The organism is Aquabacterium sp. TM01 (assembly GCF_057808345.1).
In genome coordinates, this window is sequence record NZ_AP046529.1 from 2,791,052 (window position 1) to 2,809,607 (window position 18,556).

19 protein-coding genes are annotated in these 18,556 nt (G+C 60.7%); 17 read left to right on the forward strand and 2 right to left on the reverse strand.

The features are described 5' to 3' along the window. Position 1: 1 nt before the first annotated feature. Entirely contained in the window at positions 2-1,243 is a 1,242-nt protein-coding gene (locus AC3WW4_RS12740; protein WP_488828862.1) for an EmrA/EmrK family multidrug efflux transporter periplasmic adaptor subunit, read from the reverse strand. After that, entirely contained in the window at positions 1,240-1,821 is a 582-nt protein-coding gene (locus AC3WW4_RS12745) for a MarR family winged helix-turn-helix transcriptional regulator (RefSeq protein WP_488828863.1), read from the reverse strand. Before AC3WW4_RS12745 ends, AC3WW4_RS12740 begins: the two co-directional genes overlap by 4 nt. A gap of 90 nt (positions 1,822-1,911) precedes the next feature. Between AC3WW4_RS12745 and AC3WW4_RS12750 the strand changes: the two genes are divergently transcribed. From AC3WW4_RS12750 to AC3WW4_RS12830, 17 genes are all read left to right on the forward strand, one after another. Next, entirely contained in the window at positions 1,912-3,702 is a 1,791-nt protein-coding gene (locus tag AC3WW4_RS12750) for an ABC transporter transmembrane domain-containing protein (RefSeq protein WP_488828864.1), read from the forward strand. Between the two features lie 91 nt (positions 3,703-3,793). Next, positions 3,794-4,483 carry a YiaD family glycine zipper/OmpA-like lipoprotein gene (locus AC3WW4_RS12755; RefSeq protein WP_488828865.1) on the forward strand — a complete coding sequence of 230 codons (690 nt, stop codon included), beginning with the start codon at positions 3,794-3,796 and terminating at the stop codon, positions 4,481-4,483. A 107-nt stretch (positions 4,484-4,590) separates the two neighbouring features. Then, the gene (locus AC3WW4_RS12760) at positions 4,591-5,568 is read left to right on the forward strand and encodes a thymidylate synthase (protein WP_488828866.1); all 978 of its coding nucleotides are present in this window, start codon (positions 4,591-4,593) and stop codon (positions 5,566-5,568) included. A gap of 41 nt (positions 5,569-5,609) precedes the next feature. Continuing rightward, positions 5,610-6,074, forward strand: coding sequence for a PaaI family thioesterase (locus AC3WW4_RS12765; protein WP_488828867.1), 465 nt, complete (start codon positions 5,610-5,612; stop codon positions 6,072-6,074). Between the two features lie 26 nt (positions 6,075-6,100). After that, on the forward strand, positions 6,101-6,526 hold the full coding sequence (locus AC3WW4_RS12770; RefSeq protein ID WP_488828868.1) for a hypothetical protein: 426 nt from the start codon (positions 6,101-6,103) through the stop codon (positions 6,524-6,526). A gap of 89 nt (positions 6,527-6,615) precedes the next feature. Next, a complete protein-coding gene (locus AC3WW4_RS12775; protein ID WP_488828869.1) occupies positions 6,616-7,038 on the forward strand; it encodes a hypothetical protein in 423 nt (140 codons plus the stop codon). Continuing rightward, on the forward strand, positions 7,035-8,438 hold the full coding sequence (locus tag AC3WW4_RS12780) for a TolC family protein (RefSeq protein ID WP_488828870.1): 1,404 nt from the start codon (positions 7,035-7,037) through the stop codon (positions 8,436-8,438). Before AC3WW4_RS12775 ends, AC3WW4_RS12780 begins: the two co-directional genes overlap by 4 nt. 13 nt (positions 8,439-8,451) lie before the next feature. Then, positions 8,452-9,849, forward strand: coding sequence for a multicopper oxidase domain-containing protein (locus AC3WW4_RS12785; RefSeq protein ID WP_488828871.1), 1,398 nt, complete (start codon positions 8,452-8,454; stop codon positions 9,847-9,849). A 33-nt stretch (positions 9,850-9,882) separates the two neighbouring features. After that, positions 9,883-10,365, forward strand: a complete 483-nt coding sequence (locus AC3WW4_RS12790; RefSeq protein ID WP_488828872.1) for a DUF411 domain-containing protein — start codon at positions 9,883-9,885, stop codon at positions 10,363-10,365. Between the two features lie 11 nt (positions 10,366-10,376). Further along, positions 10,377-10,739 carry a copper-binding protein gene (locus AC3WW4_RS12795; protein WP_488828873.1) on the forward strand — a complete coding sequence of 121 codons (363 nt, stop codon included), beginning with the start codon at positions 10,377-10,379 and terminating at the stop codon, positions 10,737-10,739. A 240-nt stretch (positions 10,740-10,979) separates the two neighbouring features. Beyond that, positions 10,980-11,447, forward strand: coding sequence for a GNAT family N-acetyltransferase (locus AC3WW4_RS12800; protein ID WP_058088221.1), 468 nt, complete (start codon positions 10,980-10,982; stop codon positions 11,445-11,447). 148 nt (positions 11,448-11,595) lie between these two features. Beyond that, entirely contained in the window at positions 11,596-12,033 is a 438-nt protein-coding gene (locus AC3WW4_RS12805; protein ID WP_488828874.1) for a GNAT family N-acetyltransferase, read from the forward strand. A 268-nt stretch (positions 12,034-12,301) separates the two neighbouring features. Next, positions 12,302-12,874 (forward strand): hypothetical protein, encoded by a 573-nt coding sequence (locus tag AC3WW4_RS12810; RefSeq protein WP_488828875.1) that lies wholly within the window; start codon positions 12,302-12,304, stop codon positions 12,872-12,874. A 122-nt stretch (positions 12,875-12,996) separates the two neighbouring features. After that, positions 12,997-13,197, forward strand: a complete 201-nt coding sequence (locus tag AC3WW4_RS12815; protein ID WP_488828876.1) for a hypothetical protein — start codon at positions 12,997-12,999, stop codon at positions 13,195-13,197. A 274-nt stretch (positions 13,198-13,471) separates the two neighbouring features. After that, complete coding sequence (locus AC3WW4_RS12820) at positions 13,472-13,837, forward strand: hypothetical protein (protein WP_488828877.1); 366 nt, start codon at positions 13,472-13,474, stop codon at positions 13,835-13,837. A 2,627-nt stretch (positions 13,838-16,464) separates the two neighbouring features. After that, complete coding sequence (locus AC3WW4_RS12825; protein ID WP_488828878.1) at positions 16,465-16,818, forward strand: hypothetical protein; 354 nt, start codon at positions 16,465-16,467, stop codon at positions 16,816-16,818. 1,143 nt (positions 16,819-17,961) lie between these two features. Further along, positions 17,962-18,513, forward strand: a complete 552-nt coding sequence (locus tag AC3WW4_RS12830) for a GNAT family N-acetyltransferase (protein ID WP_488828879.1) — start codon at positions 17,962-17,964, stop codon at positions 18,511-18,513. The last annotated feature ends 43 nt before the right edge of the window (positions 18,514-18,556 follow it).

Consider the following 18,556-nt stretch of genomic DNA (forward strand, 5'->3'; position numbering starts at 1 on the left):
CTCACACGCCGTGCGGGCCAGCGCGCACGCCCCCCTGCTGGCCCAGATGGGCCGCGATGATGCGGCTCACACGTGCATCGGCATCGGCTTGCAGGTTGTCAAACACGGTGGTGCTGCGTACCGCCCCGGCGCGAGGCGCCTGGGCCAACACCGGGCCATCTTGCTGGCTCACATCCACTTCCACTTCCATCGACAAGCCCACGCGCAAGGGGTGCGCCTTCACTTCTTCGGGCTTCAGCGCCACGCGCACCGGCACGCGCTGCACCACCTTGATCCAGTTGCCCGTGGCGTTTTGCGCCGGCAACAGCGAAAACGCAGCGCCCGTGCCCGCCCCCAGGCCCACCACGGTGCCGTGGTACACCACCTTTCGGCCGTACACATCGGCCGTCAGCGTGGCGGCTTGTCCCATGCGCAGACGCTGCAACTGGCTTTCCTTGAAGTTGGCGTCCACCCAGGCCTGGTCCAGCGTCACCACCGACATCATGGGCGAGCCGGCCTGCACACGCTGGCCCAGTTGCACACTGCGCTTGGCCACATAGCCATCCACCGGCGAGCGCAGCGTCACGCGCTGCACGGCCAGGTAAGCCTCCCGCACCCGCGAGGCGGCACGCGCCACATTCGGGTGGGCGGCCACCGAGGTGCCCTCGGTCAAGGTTTGGTTGGCACTGAGTTGCTGGCGGGCTGCTGCCAACGCCGACTCGGCTGCCGCCACCGCACTGCGGGCCGAGGCCAGTTGCGAGGTGGCGTGGTCGTACTCTTCCTTGCCAATGGCGCGACTGGCCCACAAGGGCTCGCGGCGCTTCACGTCGTCTTGCGCACGAACCACGTCATTGCGCGCCTTGCCCAGCTCGGCCTCGCGCAAGGCAATCTGGGCCGACAAGGTGGCGTTGTTGGCAAACAGCGTGCGCACCTCGCGCACGGTCTGCGCCAGCTGCGCCTCGGCCTGGTCCAGGGCCACCTGGGCATCCGCCGCATCGAGCTTGACGAGCACCTGCCCGGCCTGCACACGGTCGGTATCGTCGGCGCCAATGCTCAACACCGTGCCACCCACCTGCGGTGTCAGTTGCACGATGTTGGCCTGCACATAGGCGTTGTCGGTGTGTTCGTAGTGGCTGGCAAACAAGCCGTAGTAGGCGCCATAGGCCACACTGCCCAGCACCACCGCGATGGCGATGGCGCGCAAGGCTTTCTTGCGACGGGCCGGCGGCGCCGCCACGGGGGATGCGGAATCGGTACTGCTCATGAAGGTTCTCCCGGCTGACGATGCCGCTTGACTGGGGGGGTATCTGGGCGGGTGTCGCAACCCGAGCTGACCACATGCAGTGGCGCCTGCGCCTGCAGCGCCTCCGCATTGCCGGCCACGCGGCGCAACAGGCCCATGAAGGTCTGCCACTCCTCGTGGCTGAAGCCGCTCAACAGCTCATTCGAAATCTCGCACAGCAACTGCGGCACCGGCGCAGTGGCAGCTTCGCCCTCGGGCGTGAGCGACAGGTGCATCACGCGGCGGTCTTCGGTCGAGCGCTCGCGGCGGCACAGGCCCTTGGCCTCCAGCCGGTCGAGCGTGCGCGTCATCGCACCCGGGTCGGTGCGCAACTCGCGCGCCAAAGTGGCCAGCGTGGGCTGCTCCATGCGCTGGATCAGGTACAGCGGCGCCCACTGCGCGTAGGTCAACTCGCCCACCTCCAGACGGCGGTCCAGCTGGTTGACCACCACCTGCATGATGCGGCGCATCAGGTAGCCGGGGCTGTCTTCACGGACGAACGTGCACAGGCGATAGAAATCGGGGCACTCAGGCGGGTCGGCAGAAGGCGATCGAGACATGGGCCCACAATTTATTTGCCTAAGCAACCATTGTCAAGGCAAGAAAATCCCGATGGCAAGATAATGGCTGACCCTCACTTCGTTCGCACCATGTCCAAAGCCACTGGCCCCGCCCCCGTCAAATCCCCCAGCGCCTTGCGCGCCCTGGGCCCCTTTGTCGCGCCTTACAAAGGCCGCATCGCGGTGGCACTGGTCTTTCTGATCCTGGCCGCGCTGACCACCCTGGTGTTGCCCATCGCCCTGCGCACCCTCATTGACCAGGGCATCGTCTCGGCCGATCCGAACGAGCGCGTCATGGCCCTGCGCGAGCACTTCCTGGCCCTGTTCGGCGTGGGGGCCGCGCTGGGCGTGTTCTCGGCCTCGCGCTACTTCATGGTGACCTGGTTGGGCGAGCGCATCACGTCCGACCTCAAGCGTGCCGTGTACGCCCACGTGCTGCGCCAAAGCCCCGCGTTTTTCGAGACCACGCAAAGCGGCGAGGTGCTGTCCCGCCTCACGGCCGACACGACGCTGATTCAGACCGTGGTGGGCACCAGCGTGTCGATGGGACTGCGCAACGCCATCATGGCCGCCGGCGCCCTGACCATGCTCATCGTCACCAACCCTTATGTGATGGCCCAGGTCATCGGCGGGCTGGTGCTGGTCGTGCTGCCCGCCATCGCCTACGGCCGCCGCGTGCGCCGCCTCTCGCGTGACAGCCAGGACCGCGTGGCCGACGCCAGCGCCATTGCCGCCGAGGTGCTCAACGCCGTGCCCGTGGTGCAAAGCTACACCGCCGAGCAACGCGAAGCCCGCCGCTTTGACGACGCCACCGAAGGCGCCTTCAAAACCGGCGAGCGCCGCATTAAGGCCCGCGCCGTGCTGGTGGGCTTCATCATCACCGCCACCACCGGCGCGCTGCTGTGGGGCCTGTACCAGGGCACCCAGGCCGTGCTGCAAGGCCAGATCACCGCCGGCCACATGGGTCAGACCGTGGTCTACGTCATCCTGTTGCTGAGTTCGGTGGCCGCCCTGTCCGAGGTCTATGGCGACATCCTGCGGGCCGCCGGCGCCACCGAGCGCCTGGTCGAGCTGCTGCAAACCCGCTCGCCCATCCAGTCGCCCGCCCAACCGCAAAGCCTGCCGGCCGCCCACGGTGGCTCGCGCCTGAGCGTGCGCGACCTGAGCTTCAGCTACCCCTCGCGGCCCACGCAAAGCGCGCTCAGCCACCTCAACCTGGAAGTGCAGCCCGGCGAAACCATCGCCCTGGTCGGCCCCAGCGGCGCTGGCAAAAGCACGGTGTTTCAGTTGTTGCTGCGTTTTTACGATCCCCAATCCGGCCAGATCGACCTGGACGGCGTGCCCATCCGCCAGCTGAGCCTCGAAGCCCTGCGCGAGCGCATCGGCATCGTCCCGCAAGACAGCGTCATCTTCTCGACCAGCGCGCTGGAAAATATCCGCTACGGCCGCCCCGGCGCCACCGACGAGGAAGTGCAAGCCGCCGCGCGCGCCGCCCATGCCCACGACTTCATCACCCAGCTGCCCGAAGGCTACGCCACCTTCCTGGGCGAGCGCGGCGTGCGCCTGTCGGGCGGACAGCGCCAACGCATCAGCATTGCCCGCGCCATCTTGAAAAACGCGCCACTGCTGCTGCTTGACGAAGCCACCAGTGCGCTTGATACTGAAAGCGAGCGGGCCGTGCAGGCCGCGCTTGAAGAGGCCATGAAAGACCGAACCACCCTGGTCATTGCCCACCGCCTGAGCACCGTGGTCAATGCCCACCGCATCATCGTGCTGGAGGCCGGGGCCATCGTCGATGTCGGCACCCATGCGGAGCTGATGAACCGCAACGGACTCTACGCCAAGCTGGCCTCCATGCAGTTCGATCAGGCTCCGGCCTGATGAGGGCCTGTCATCGCTGTGAGCCCTTCGCGCGTTAAGGTGACAAGCCAGTTCCGAGGCCCTGCCTCGCTCTACCGATAAAGGAAGACACATGACCTTCGCCAAAACCTCCCAAGCTGCCGCCCGCCTGAGCCGCCCTGCCCTGATCGTGGCCGTGGCCGCCTCCATCGCGGCCACGGGCTGCGCGAACATGGATCAAACCCAACAAGGTACCGCCAAGGGCGCGGGCCTGGGCGCCATTGCCGGGGCCATCATTGGCAACGCCACGGGTGGTGACAACACGGTGCGCGGCGCCGCCATCGGCGCGGCGGCTGGCGCCATCGCCGGCAACCTGTGGTCCAAGCGCATGCAGCAACAGCAAGCTGCCATGGAGCAAGCCACCGCAGGCACCCCGGTCGAAGTCACGCGCACCAACGACAACCAGCTGAAGGTCAACATCCCCAGCGACATTTCGTTCGACCGCAACAGCGCCACCCTCAAGCCCGAGCTGCGTTCTGTGCTCGACACCTTCGCAAACGGCCTGACCACCAATGGCAGCGGCATGATCGTGCGCATCGTGGGCCACACCGACAGCACCGGCACCGACGCCATCAACAACCCCCTGTCGCAGCAACGTGCTGACAGCGTCAAGTACTACCTGAGCGACCGCGGTGTCTCGTCCTCGCGCATTGAGACCTCAGGCCGTGGTTCGCGTGAGCCCATCGCCAGCAACGCCACGTCGGCGGGCCAAGCCAAGAACCGCCGCGTGGAAATCTTCCTGCGCGACCCGGCTCAGCAATAAGGTCTGCAGAGCCCCGGATTGGGTGTGAAATACGCCAATCTGGGGGTTTTCGTCACCTGCGACAATACAGCCAGCAACACGCTGGCTGTTGTTCGTTGTAGCCCTCCATGAAACAGTACCTCGACCTCGTTCAATCCATCTTCGACACCGGCAGCTGGCAGGACAACCGCACCGGCGTGCGCACCCTGAGCATGCCCGGCGCCATGATGCGTTTCGACCTGCAAGAGGGCTTCCCGGCCGTCACCACCAAAAAGCTGGCCTTCAAGTCGGCCGTGGGCGAGATGGTTGGTTTCTTGCGCGGCAGCCGCAACGCCGCCGAGTTCCGCGCCCTGGGCTGCAAGGTGTGGGACCAGAACGCCAACGAAAACCTGGCCTGGCTGGCCAACCCCTACCGCCTGGGTGAAGACGACCTGGGCCCCGTGTACGGCGTGCAATGGCGCAACTGGCCGGCCTACAAGATGCTGCCCGCCGGTGAGACCCGCCAGATCGAAGACGCCACCGCGCGCGGCTACCAACTGCTGGGCCGCTTCGACCGCACCGATGGCCAGGGCGAGCAAGTCCTGCTCTACAAGGCCGTGGACCAGCTGCGCCAGTGCCTGGACACCATCATCAAGGACCCCGGCAACCGCCGCATCATCTTCCACGGCTGGAACTGGGCGCAGCTCGAAGAAATGGCCCTGCCGCCTTGCCACCTGCTCTACCAGTTCCTGGTCAACCAGGCCAAGGGCGAGATCTCGCTGTGCCTGTACATCCGCAGCAACGACGTGGGCCTGGGCACCCCCTTCAACCTCACCGAAGGCGCCGCGCTGCTGACCCTGATGGGCCGCCTCACCGGCTACAAGCCACGCTGGTTCACCTACTTCATCGGCGACGCGCACATCTACGAAAACCACGTGGACATGCTGCAAGAGCAACTCCAGCGCGAGCCCTTCCCCGCGCCCAAGCTGGTCTTGTCGGACCGCATCCCCGACTACGCCGTGACGGGTCAGTACGAGCCCGAGTGGCTGGAGAAGGTCGAACCCTCCGACTTCTGGCTGGAAGGCTACCAACACCACGCCCCGCTCACCGCTCCCATGGCGGTGTGATCGGCCGGCCTTCGGCCTCCACGCCCGCATTCGCAGTCCCCATGTCCTCGTCCGAACCGTCCACCGACATCGATCTGCCGCAGCCCCATTTCGGCAACCCTTTCCTGAACCTGCTGGGAGCCGAATCGACTGGCCTGAGCAAAGGCTGGGCTCAAACCGTCTTGCAACCGCGCCCCGAGCTGACCAACATGCACGGCGCCATCCACGGCGGCGTGCTCATGACCCTGTTGGACACGACCATGGCCCGCGCCGCGATGGCCCAACAAGGGTTCCGGCTGTCGGTGGTGTCCACCGGCGTCACGGTCAACTTCCTCGCACCTGGGCACGGCCCCCTCACCACCACGGCCAAAGTCACCGGGGGCGGCAAGTCCACCTGCTTCTGCGAGGCCGAGATCACCGACACCGAAGGACGCTCCGTGGCCAAGGCCATGGGCACCTTCAAATACCGCCGCCCACCCGCTCCCGCAGTGGACGGTGGGGTCAGCACCGCCGAATCCATTGAGTAAATCGCCGCTTGTGCTAGGCTGATGCCATGAGCCAACTGGTCCGTCTGCTGCTGATCTGCCTGACGATGCTGATCCTGCCCCTGCAGGGTCAGGCCATGGCACGCTCGGCGCACACGCACGACCACGGCGCCGCACCAGCTCACACCGCGCACCCCATGCCGCCCGAGATGCAGCATGTGTCGCATGCCCACTCAGCTGCCCAACCCCAGGCCCTTGCCAACGCAGACCGCCATTGCGCCTCCGGCCAGGCCCACTGCCACGACAAAGCCCAAGCAGGCGCAGACCACGGCTGTGGCGGCGCCCACTGCGCGCTCTGCGCCGCCTTGCCTCACCTGGCATTTCGCCTGCCCGTCATCGCGTTGAACACCGAGCTGGTGTCGGTGACCATGACCGCGGGCGTCGCCCCGCCGCTCGACAGCCTCGAACGCCCGCCTCAACACCGCCTCGCCTGACGCGCAGCGCCTGCACACGCGGGCGTTGCTGACCCTTCGTCCGTGTTCAGTCACTGGCTGGCGCGGCCCCTCAGGTTCGCGAGGATGCCATGAGCGTTTCCCTTTCCCACTGGCGCCTGCCCGTGCTGTTGGCACTGGCCTGGCTCGCCCCCGGCCTGCACGCCCAAACCGCTGTCAGCGCCCCACCATCACGCCCCAATCCCTTGCAGGCGGATGCCCCCGTGCCACCGCTGCGCCACACCTCGGCCTTCGCCCGCTACCAGGCACACACCGAGGTCGAAGTCGGCGCTTGGCGTCAGGCCAACGACCTGACCGCGCAAATTGGTGGCTGGCGCGCCTATGCCCGCGAGGCCCATGCGCCCGATGCCCCCGTCGCCCCACCGGCGGCAGCCTCGCCGCCGGCCAGCGTGCCCAGTGCGTCAGGCGCCGGCAAAGCGCCCGGCCAACCAAACCACCAACACCACGACTCGCACGGCACCTCCCACCGGCACCAACACGGAGGCCAGCCATGACCCGCGCCCGCCTCCTCACACCCCTGGCGCTGGCCCTGCTGCTGGGCGGCTGCGCCAGCTTCAGCCCCGACGGTGGCCTGGGCCCCGTCAACACCCTGACCCAGGCCCACACCGGCCAGGCGGTGCAACGCATCCAGACCGATGCCGACCACGACCGCACCGCCCAGCGCGTATCCGAATTGCTGGCCCAGCCCTTGTCTGCCGACAGCGTCGTACAAATCGCCTTGCTGAACAACCGCGGCCTGCAAACCTCGCTGGCCGAGCTGGGCATCACCGAGGCCGACGTGGTGCAAGCCGGTCGCCTGCCCAACCCCGGCTTCTCATTCGGCAAACAACGCACGGGTGACGAGCGCGAGATTGAGCGCAGCGTGCACGTCAACCTCGCCCGCCTGCTGCTGATGCCCACCGTGCAACAGCTCGAAAACCGCCGCTTCGCCCAAGCCCAGGCGCAAACCGCCCAACAGGTGCTGCAACTCGCCAGCCGCACCCGCAAGGCCTACTACGAGGCCCTAGCTGCCAAGGAAACCACCCGCTACATGGACCAGGTCATGCAAGCCGCCGAAGCCAGTGCCGAGCTGGCCCGCCGCATGGCCCAGGTGGGCAACTTCAACAAGCTGCAGCAAGCCCGCGAGCAAAGCTTCTATGCCGACGCTGCCCAAGGCCTGGCCCGCGCCCAGCGCCATGAAGCGGCCACGCGCGAACGCCTCATCCGCCTGCTGGGCCTGTGGGGCGACCAAACCGCCTTTCAACTGCCCGACCGCCTGCCCGATCTGCCCCCCACCGTGCGAGACCTGCCTGATGCGGAACGCACCGCCATCGCCCAGCGGCTGGACGTGCAAGCCGCCCGCCTCGCCACCGAGCAAACCGCGCGCAACCTGGGCCTCACCCAAACCACGCGCTTCATCAACGTGCTGGAGCTGGGCCTGATCCGCAACTCGTCCAACGAAGCTCCCACCACCCGTGGCTGGGAAGTGAGCCTGGAGCTGCCCCTGTTCAACTGGGGCGGCGCCCGCGTGGCCAAGGCCGAGGCCATCTACATGCAGTCCCTGCACGCAGCCGCGGACACCGCCATCCACGCCCGCTCCGAAGTGCGCGAGGCCTACGGCAACTACCGCTCGGCCTACGACATCGCCCGCCACCAGCGCGATGAGGTCGTGCCCCTGCGCCAACGCATCGCCGACGAAAACCTGCTGCGCTACAACGACATGCTCATCGGCGTGTTCGAACTGCTGGCCGATGCCCGCGCCCAAATCAGCGGCGTGGCCACCTACATCGACACCCTGCGCGACTTCTGGCTGGCCCAGGCCGACCTGGACATGGCCCTCGTCGGCCCTGCCAACCTCAGCGCCTCCACCGTCCCACGCTCCGCCGCCCCCGAGGCCGCGGGCGCCGGCCACTGAACAAGGACACCCCATGGTTTCCAGACGCAACTTCCTCTCTGGCGCCGGTGCCATCACCGCCGCCGTCGGCAGCGCCACGGTCAGCAAAGCCGCCCTCGCCGGCCTGCCCGAGCCTGTCATCCAGACCAGCGCCGACACCCAAGCTCCGCTGGTGCCGCCCAACGGCCGCCCCTACAACCCCGTCGTCACCCTCAACGGCTGGACCCTGCCCTGGCGCATGAACAACGGCGTCAAGGAGTTCCACCTCGTGGCCGAGCCCGTGGTGCGCGAGATGGCGCCCGGCTTCGTCGCCCACCTGTGGGGCTACAACGGGCAGTCGCCCGGCCCCACCATCGAGGTGGTCGAAGGCGACCGCGTGCGCATCTTCGTCACCAACAAGCTGCCCGAAGTCACCAGCGTGCACTGGCACGGCCAGCGCCTGCCCAACGGCATGGACGGCGTCACCGGCCTCACCCAACCGCCCATCGCCCCCGGCAAAACCTTCGTGTACGAGTTCGTGGCACGCCGCCCCGGCACCTTCATGTACCACCCGCATGCCGACGAAATGGTGCAGATGGCCATGGGCATGATGGGCATGTGGATCACCCACCCCAAGACCAAGCACCCGCTGATCGACGAGGTGGACCGCGACTTCTGCTTCCTGCTCAACGCCTACGACGTGGACCCCGGCAGCTACACGCCCAAGGTCAACACCATGCTCGACTTCAACCTGTGGAGCTGGAACAGCCGCATCTTTCCGGGCATTGACCCGCTGGTGGTGCGCCACATGGACAAGGTGCGCATTCGCGTGGGCAACCTGACCATGACCAACCACCCCATCCACCTGCATGGACACGAGTTCATGGTAACCGGCACCGACGGCGGCCCCGTACCCCAAGCCGCCCGCTGGCCCGAAGTGACCACCGACGTGGCCGTGGGCCAGATGCGCCAGCTCGACTTTATGGCCGACGAAGAAGGCGACTGGTCATTGCACTGCCACAAGAGCCACCACACCATGAATGCCATGGGCCACGCCGTGCCCACCATGATTGGCGTGGACCACCGCAAAGTGGCCAAGCAGATCACCCGCCTGATTCCGGACTACATGGTGATGGGCGAGCGCGGCATGCACGACATGACCGAGATGGAAATGCCCCTGCCCGACAACACCGTGCCGATGATGACCGGGCAAGGCCCCTTTGGCGCCATTGGCATGGGTGGCATGTTCAGCGTGCTGAAAGTGCGCAAAGGCCAAAAGCGCGGCGACTACAGCGACCCAGGCTGGTTCAAACACCCCGCCGGCACCGTGGCGCGCGAATGGCAAGGCCCCACACCGACCGCCACACAGGCGCCGGCCGCCACCACCCCACAACCTAAGGTGGAAGTGAACATCCGCAAACCTGCCGGCCATGGCGGGCACAGCGGCCACTGACACATCACCCTATTTCAGTAAGGAGTACCCACCATGAACACCTCACGCCGACACCTGCTGCTGGCCCTGGCCGCCACACCCGCCGCCCTGCTGGCGGCCCATGCTCAAGCCAACCCGTTCAAACTGCCCGACGTGCACGTGTGGAAAAGCCCCACCTGCGGCTGCTGCACGGCTTGGGTGGACCACATGCGCAAGGCCGGCTTCGTGGTGAACATCACCGAAGTGGACGACACCGGCCCCACCCGCAAACGCCTGGGCATGCCCGCCAAACTGGGCAGCTGCCACACCGCCCTGGTGGGTGGCTACGTGCTGGAAGGCCACGTGCCCGCCGACGACGTGAAACGCCTGCTGCGCAGCAAAACCGCCGGCCTGGGCCTGAGCGTGCCGGGCATGCCCGTGGGCTCACCCGGTATGGAAATGGGCCCGCGCCTGGACCCATATGACGTGCTGCTGGTGCAGCGCGATGGCCGCACCAGCGTGTTCAGCCATTACCCGAAAGCCAAGCCGCAAGCCTGAAAGGACGAACAATGACCGTGAAACACTTTGCCGTGATGGCTGGACTGTGGCTGTGCGTGGCCACCGGTGCGCAGGCGCAGACCGGATCACATGCTGGACATGAGCATGACATTCAACCCGAGGCCGCGCCCGCATCAGCCCCCGTCAACGCCGAAGCCTGGGCCGAGGGGGAAATCAGGAAAATAGACCTGAAGACCGGAAAAGTGACCCTGAAACATGGGTATATACCCAGCCTGGATATGCCGCCCATGACCATGATTTTTGGCATATCGGACAAGCAGGTGCTCGCCCGATTCAAAGTAGGTGACAAGGTACGGTTTCAGGCGGTGGATGAGAACGGGCAATTGAAAGTGACGGAGATGGTTGCTCACTGAGCAGCAGGGTCAGCGACAAACCAAACACACAGCGTGTGCCTGCACCCCCATCAGAGGGGGTTAGCAGGCACACGCTGTTTTTTTAGGTCGGCTAACATGTTCAACAATTTGTAAGCTTGTCGCTAAGGTGTTGATTCTGATGAGAAAGATGAAGACTGCTGGTGCGGCAAGAATCATTAGGCCGCGTTTCGCTTGTGCGTGCGTGACGCCTAATAACAGTTAGGCGCCCCCACGAACAAAATGAACATCACCATCAGGGAAGCCTCAGCTCGAGACACAAGCTCCGTTGCGGAGTTGTTTGATCTTTATCGTCAGTTCTACGAACAACCCGCCGACCTCCCTCGCGCTACGGCGTTCATCGCCGATCGAATCAATGGGAACGAGTCGGTCATCCTGCTCGCAGCTTCCCAAGAGGCAGGGCTGCTTGGCTTCTGCCAGCTCTACCCAACATTCTGTTCGGTTGAAGCACAACCCATATATGCGCTCTACGACCTCTTCGTCTTACCCATCGCGCGCAGGAGTGGAGTTGGAAGAATGCTGCTGCAAGCCGCAGAGAACCGCGCAAGATCGGACGGCAAGGCGCGAATGGATCTCACAACAGCAAGAACCAACCATCAAGCGCAACAACTCTATGAGTCCATGGGCTGGGTTCGCGATGAAGTGTTCTTCGCCTATAGCCGCCACGTGGGCAAGCAATCAGCGTCGTGACCCTCAACCACCGCAGCGCTATCAACCAGCGCCTAACTGGGCGTTGCAGGGGACGCTCATACGTCGCATCGCTTCGGCTACGCCAAGCGGGCGCCCCTGAACTTTGGCGTTAGGTGGCTTGAGCTTCTGCTCACATAAAGGAAGCGCATTGAGAAACGTAGTCATCCATATTCCCCAAACTGATGCTGAACTAGAGGCTTGTTTTGGCGCCTTTGCTGTATTGCGACCACATCTCACCGTGACCCAATTTCTGCCGCAGGTACGCAGGCAAGAACTTCAGGGCTACAAGATCGCGGCCATCAAAGACGCCGAGCAAGTAGTCAGTGCTGCAGGCTTTCGCTTCTGCGAATTCCTGGCATGGGGTCGAGTGCTCTACATCGACGACCTAACCACTATACCCAGTGCCAGGGGTAAAGGTTACGCAGGAGTCCTTCTGGACTGGCTAACCGAACAAGCTGCTCAACAAGGCTGTGATGCAGTGCACCTCGACACTGGTTACACGCGTCACGCCGCTCACCGCCTTTACTTGAGTAAAGGCTTTGAAATGACAAGCCATCATATGGCCAAACTCATTGCCAAGGACTAAGTTCGAATGGCAAATCTTCGTCGTTCAGGCACGCCACCTAACTGTAAGTTCAACGTGGACGCCAACAGCGGCCATGCCTTCGGCATTCTATTGGCCGCTGTTGGTGCCCTGCGCCCCTGCGGGGCTCCGGCGCCAGTTAACTAGTTCGTTAGGCATTTCAACCAATCCAAAGGGAGAGTCATTCGGCATGCCTTGTAATGCACATGGGCACTCGCCGCTCTGTGAGTGCGGCTGGGGCGGCATCAACCACGATCCATGGAGACCGAAGTTGAACGTGGACTGGGCCCAGGCGACCAGTCACACAATACCCAACGCTAGTTGCCCGGTATGCTCGGCAAAAGTATTCTTCTATCGATCACCAGATGGCGGAGCGGTATTTTTTGACAACCTAGGACCGCCATGGCCCAAGCACCCATGCACCAGCAACGAGGCACACCGCCAGGTAGAGAAGATTCTTCAAAATAGAAATCAGAAGAAAAACAAGCGGAATAGCAAGAAATCTTGGTGGCCCTACCCTTGCGGCAAATCAGAACCCCTCCCCGGCGGCGAGGGAACTTGCCTCTATGGAACGGACGAGAAGCGCCTTTTCGTAAAAACGAAAGCAGCAAACATTCCTGCACACACACCAATCTGGGTTAGACCATCCCCCGAAGAGCCAGGAAAGTACCTTATATCGACCTTCCGATTGGCTAACGGCACGATAAAGGAACATGGCTTTATCGCATACAGCGTCAAAGGTTTACGCCAGCCATCTGCTGAGTCGCTCTTTCGCCGCACCAGAGAGAATTTGGGAATTGAGAACAATGACCAAAATGCGACCGAAAGCACCTCAAATGCCTAACTGGGCGTTCAACGTGGACGCCAACAGCGGCCATGCCTTCGGCATTTTATTGGCCGCTGTTGGTACCCTGCGCCCCTGTGGGGCTCCGGCGCCAGTTAACTAGTTCGTTAGGCCCCTTCACCATGCGCATAGCAATCGTCACCTCACTCATCGCTCTGCTCTTGTCTGCCTGCTCCTCTGAGCAGCTCTACGCCACGGGGCGCAATGCCCAACGCGCCGAGTGCATGAAGCTCGCTGACGGCGCGTCGCGAGATCGCTGCCTCAAGGACGCAGGCATGTCCCATGATGCCTACCAACGAGAAGCCGATGCCGCTCGCAAGTGAACTCATCGCCCTGGCCACCAGCCTAACTGGGCGTTGCAGGGGACGCTCACACGTCGCATCGCTTCGGTCACGCCTGATGGGCGCCCCTGAACTTGGGCGTTAGGTCCTGTTTAAACCCGCGCTCAGGTAACTCGATGCAAAGGCTCTGCCAAATGTCAAATTCTGTGCAAACTCATACATCCAGCACGCGGGAATCGTTTGTCATGCCACTGTTGCATTCTTTGCATGGCAAGGTTTGCGCACCATGCGTCGCCACTCCCACGCGGGAACACTGATGTTCGCCAACGCCGCTTCCGTGCTCACTCAGCCAGTTGCGCGCATCTTGAGGTTTGGCGTTTTACTAGCAGCCAGTTCGTTCACCGGGCGCGGCGTCATGTCTCAATCGCCTATCACCGGTTTGGGTGCTTCCACCAAGCTGGTGCCCCTGTCACACTCTCTGGAGTCCTGGCAGCAGCTTTCAGCATCCACCGTGGCCCGCCCTCACCTCAACCTCAGCCGTCGTGTGTTTCCCGGGCGTGCCAATGGTCAAAAACCTAACTGTACGTTCAACGTGGACGCCAACAGCGGCCATGCCTTCGGCATTTTATTGGCCGCTGTTGGTACCCTGCGCCCCTGCGGGGCTCCGGCGCCAGTTAACTAGTTCGTTAGGCCCCATTAGGTAATGTCGTCGCTTTACCCGCAACAGAACATCTACAGTTTGGAAAGCCCGAACCACTTCTAAAGCATGAAAGCTATCAAAGTTCTTTTTTTGCTCGCCCTATCGCTTGCCTTTTGGTCTGCAACATTTGCAATGATTGGTTATGCATTCCTTTCCGTCGCGCCATGTCACTGGTTTGGATCGCCGTTTGAAGGAACCTGCGGTTACCGAGGTGCCCTCTTTACGGTCGTAGTCTGCGCATTTCTCTCAATCGGCCTGACCGTTTTCACCGTCGCCCGCTATTGCAACAAGTCACCACACAGAACAGATTAAAATGTGAGGCGCGACACCGCGCCGTCGTGCCTCAGCCTAACTGTAAGTTCAACGTGGACGCTGATACGACCGATCGCTTCGGATACGCCTTATGGGCGCCAGTTAACTAGTTCGTTAGGCCCTCTTTTAACAGCCACCAAAATTCATCGGTGCGTCTTTTTGTCCTTTATTCATCGGCCATTCGGCTTTATTGCTGCATTGCTTTCACTGTCAGCCAACCGTCTTAGCAGTAGCTACACCGCGGCCTGTGAGGCCTCAGCCGCATCGCAAAATTACAACCGCCGCTTGCCTGCTCCCTGCGCCGATGGCGCACGCTCTGGTCAAACGGTTTTGCAATCATTTCCGTCCGGCCGGGCTCTACATCTTTGATGAACCGAGTTTTGGCACCGGGTGTGGTGGCTCGGCTCAATCTGGCTGTCAGACCTTCGGCTGCCAGCTCACCCATGCGCGGCACCAAAGTGCCACACGCCATCGCCTTGTGGGCCGCCCGTCCCGTGGCGGGCAGCGCACCGAATCAGGTGCTCGAAAAATTCAAGCGCTTTGGGTAAACTGCCACTCGTAATCGGTATGCAAGGCATCCGAAATTGCCAAGGAAACGGCGTGGCGCACAAAGGCCAACAAATGCAAATACGTGGTCAGGCAGTGGTCCTTGAACGCTCTTCCACTCCGCGCACCAGCCTAACTGGTGGTTCAACGCGGACGCCAACATCGGCCAATCGCTTCGCGATTTTATTGGCCGCTGTTGGTACCCTCCGCACTTCGTGCTCCGGCGCCGGTTAACCTAGGCGTTAGGTTCAGCGCTTTCAAACCTCGCCACCATTCGCCGTCTTCACGTCCTTCGGCGTTCATCAACTAAGCCTGATCGGCTCGGGCCTTGGTTCGCGGGAATGCTTTTTGTCCGCAAACGCCCTACGCTTCAACCTAACGTCGAATGGCTCACGCCAATGAAAGGTTGTTGCAGTGCGAAGTGCCTCGTTGGTCAGTTACGAGCATCTATCAGCAACTTTGCGTTGTGAAGCGCAGCACGCCCAGTGCCTCCAACCGTCTCATCTTTTTCGCCAACCTAACTGGCAGTTCAACGCGGACGCTTTCAGCGTCCAGCGTTTTCGCTCACGCCTTATGGGCGCCGGTTAACTTAGTCGTTAGGTCGCATCTACAAGTCAGAAAGCGCAGCCAGAAATGAGCAAAGAGACACTTGGTTTAATTATTATTGCTGTAGCGGTCGCAAACATATACTGGGCGCGGCAAATATTTTCTTTAATGAATGCTACAGGATCGCAGGAGCATGTTGATGCATGCAAGGCACAAGCACGCAGGCTATCCCACATAAGCAAGCTCAGTTATGTAGCAGTCGTTGCCGCCGTTGGTTGGTTTTTAGGCTCTTACAGATAGACAAAATAAAGAGTACAACCAGCACATCCATCAAGCTACGCGTTTGTGGCGGCAGGTTGTCACACAATCCAGATCACCGATTTGAGTGCTTCAACCAGGTCGAATGGTCTGTCACACTCTCTGGAATTCTGGCAGCAGCATCAAGAAATCGCCGTGGCACGCCATCACCTCAACCTCATCTGTCGTGTGCTCGCAGGCTGTATCACCTGTCACCAACCTAACTGTAAGTTCAACGTGGACGCTGATACCGCCCATCGCTTCGGATACGCCTTATGGGCGCCAGTTAACTAGTTCGTTAGACACGTATATAAGAAATTGCTTCAATATAGGAAAACATGAAATCAACCCCTCTTAACTTATTGTTGATTGCGTCATTGGCTGCACTGCAAGGTTGCGCAGGTTCCACGCCGTCATCACTGCTCGCTTCAGCTCCCGAAACCACGTATGCAAGCGAAAAGTCAGCTAAGTCAGTAGCTGATTGCATCGTTGCCTCTTGGGAAAACACACCCAGCGGCATTGCAAATATTAGAACAACCGATTCCGGCTATCGAATCACACTGCACTTCGGAGATCGGCTTAGATATATGGCAGAAGTAGAAGGCACGCGACTCGGTTCAAGAACAGGCATATACGTTGGAAACATGACTCATGCGATTGGCCAACATCCAGCGGTGATGCAAGCTGCGAGGTGCCAATAATTTTTAACAAAATAACGCACAGCCATTATGAAATCCGAACCTTGAAGAAATTGGGGTAATGGGTCTAACTGTGCGTTCAACATGGACGCCAACAGCGGCCATGCCTTCGGCATTTTATTGGCCTCTGTTGGTGCCCTGCGCCCCTGCGGGGCTCCGGCGCCAGTTAACTAGTTCGTTAGGTACACCACACCAACCGAGGCAATTACCATGAACTTAATCAAGCTATCAGTAATACCCGCGATCCTCACCTACCTTTCAGGATGCGCGACTGGTTCTGTGACCATGATCGACGGCACCGACACCTACAAAAGCGGGAGTTGCGAAGTAAAAGTGTATCAAACAAGGAGTCAGGCCATGGAAAATGGCCTAAAGAAAGAAGTGTGCCTGGTCGAAGGTAGCAGCGCATTCAGCTTCGATCACAGCATTAAAGGCGCCATCAAAAACAATATCAGCAAAATATGCCAATGTGGCGCCAACAATGCCTACATTAAGTCAGCACACACAGAATCACAAATGGGCATAAAGGGTGTCTCATACATAAATCTGGTTGGCGTAAAATAGAATCTAAAACAAAGCGCTGCTGCGCATTCGCATATCGACATTTTCCAAATATTGAAATAACACTTTAATCCGGGAAAATCAAATGATCAAGCACGTATATTTAATACTGCTACTTTTCGCATCTTCAGTTGCAAGCGGAAAGAGTTTTTCGGATAAGTCACCACTTGAAACAACCGACTTAGCCGTATGCACAGCCGCAGCCATGAAATCAGGGCAAGGTTTCGACCTTTACAATCGCTGGGTTACCGCTCTTGATGCGCGATACAAAGTCATTTTCCCTCAATTGACATCAAAGGAGAGGGATAGCTATACATCCGAGCGCGTTATTGACAAAAGAAAATTTCTCAATCGACAAGGCATATTCACCACTCCTGCTTTCCGAAAATTCTACACGGACAACTGTCACCCATATTTGCCGTAAGCCAATGGGAGGAATACCTAACTGTAAGTTCAACGTGGACGCCAACATCGGCCATGCCTTCGGCATTTTATTGGCCGCTGTTGGTACCCTGCGCCCCTGCGGGGCTACGGCGCCAGTTAACTAGTTCGTTAGGTTACGCGAACAAGTCGCCGTCGGTGTCCACCACAAACCGTCGATCAACAAATGAAGTCTGCATTTTTAACGCTTGTCTTTATTCTATCTGTAACGGTCGCATTTGTTAGCGGTCGATATTATCAGTACCATCAACTGTTGGCCACCAATAGATTTATCACAACACAAGCTCTTACGCTGTACTCAAACACTGATTCGCCGCCCGGAGTTTTGCCGAAGGGCGTTACGCTCTATGACTTCGGTGGCCCTGATGAATTCCCTCATTTCCTACTAATCGTGGGAACTAAGTCGCTGAACACACTTCAGCACGTCACGTCTAATGACGGCTTCAGTCGCATTCCTGTTGAGGCCGCAGACGATTAATTTTCACTTATCTACATGAGTATTGACGCCAGCCTTTGGAGCACTTATCACCGGTTTGGGTGTTTCAACCAGGTCGGTTTGTCTGTCACACTCTCTGGAATTCTGGCAGCAGCAGCAAAAATTCACCGTGGCCCGCCCTCACCTCAACTTCATCTGTCGTGTGTTTCAAAGCCGTGCCACAGGTGCAAAACCTAACTGGGCGTTCAACGTGGACGCCAACAGCGGCCATGCCTTCGGCATTTTATTGGCCGCTGTTGGTGCCCTGCGCCCCTGCGGGGCTCCGGCGCCAGTTAACTAATTCGTTAGGTGGCTTGAGCTTCTGCTCACATAAAGGAAGCGCATTGAGAAACGTAGTCATCCATATTCCCCAAACTGATGCTGAACTAGAGGCTTGTTTTGGCGCTTTTGCTGTATTGCGACCACATCTCACCGTGACCCAATTTCTGCCGCAGGTACGCAGGCAAGAACTTCAGGGCTACAAAATCGCCGCCATCAAAGACGCTGAGCAAGTAGTCAGTGCTGCAGGCTTTCGTTTCTGCGAATTCCTAGCATGGGGTCGAGTGCTCTACATCGACGACCTAACCACTATACCCAGTGCCAGGGGTAAAGGTTACGCAGGAGCCCTTCTGGACTGGCTAACCGAACAAGCTGCTCAACAAGGCTGTGATGCAGTGCACCTCGACACTGGTTACACGCGTCACGCCGCTCACCGCCTCTACTTGAGTAAAGGCTTTGAAATGACAAGCCATCATATGGCCAAACTCATTGCCAAGGGCTAAGTTCGAATGGCAAATCTTCGTCGTTCAGGCACGCCACCTAACT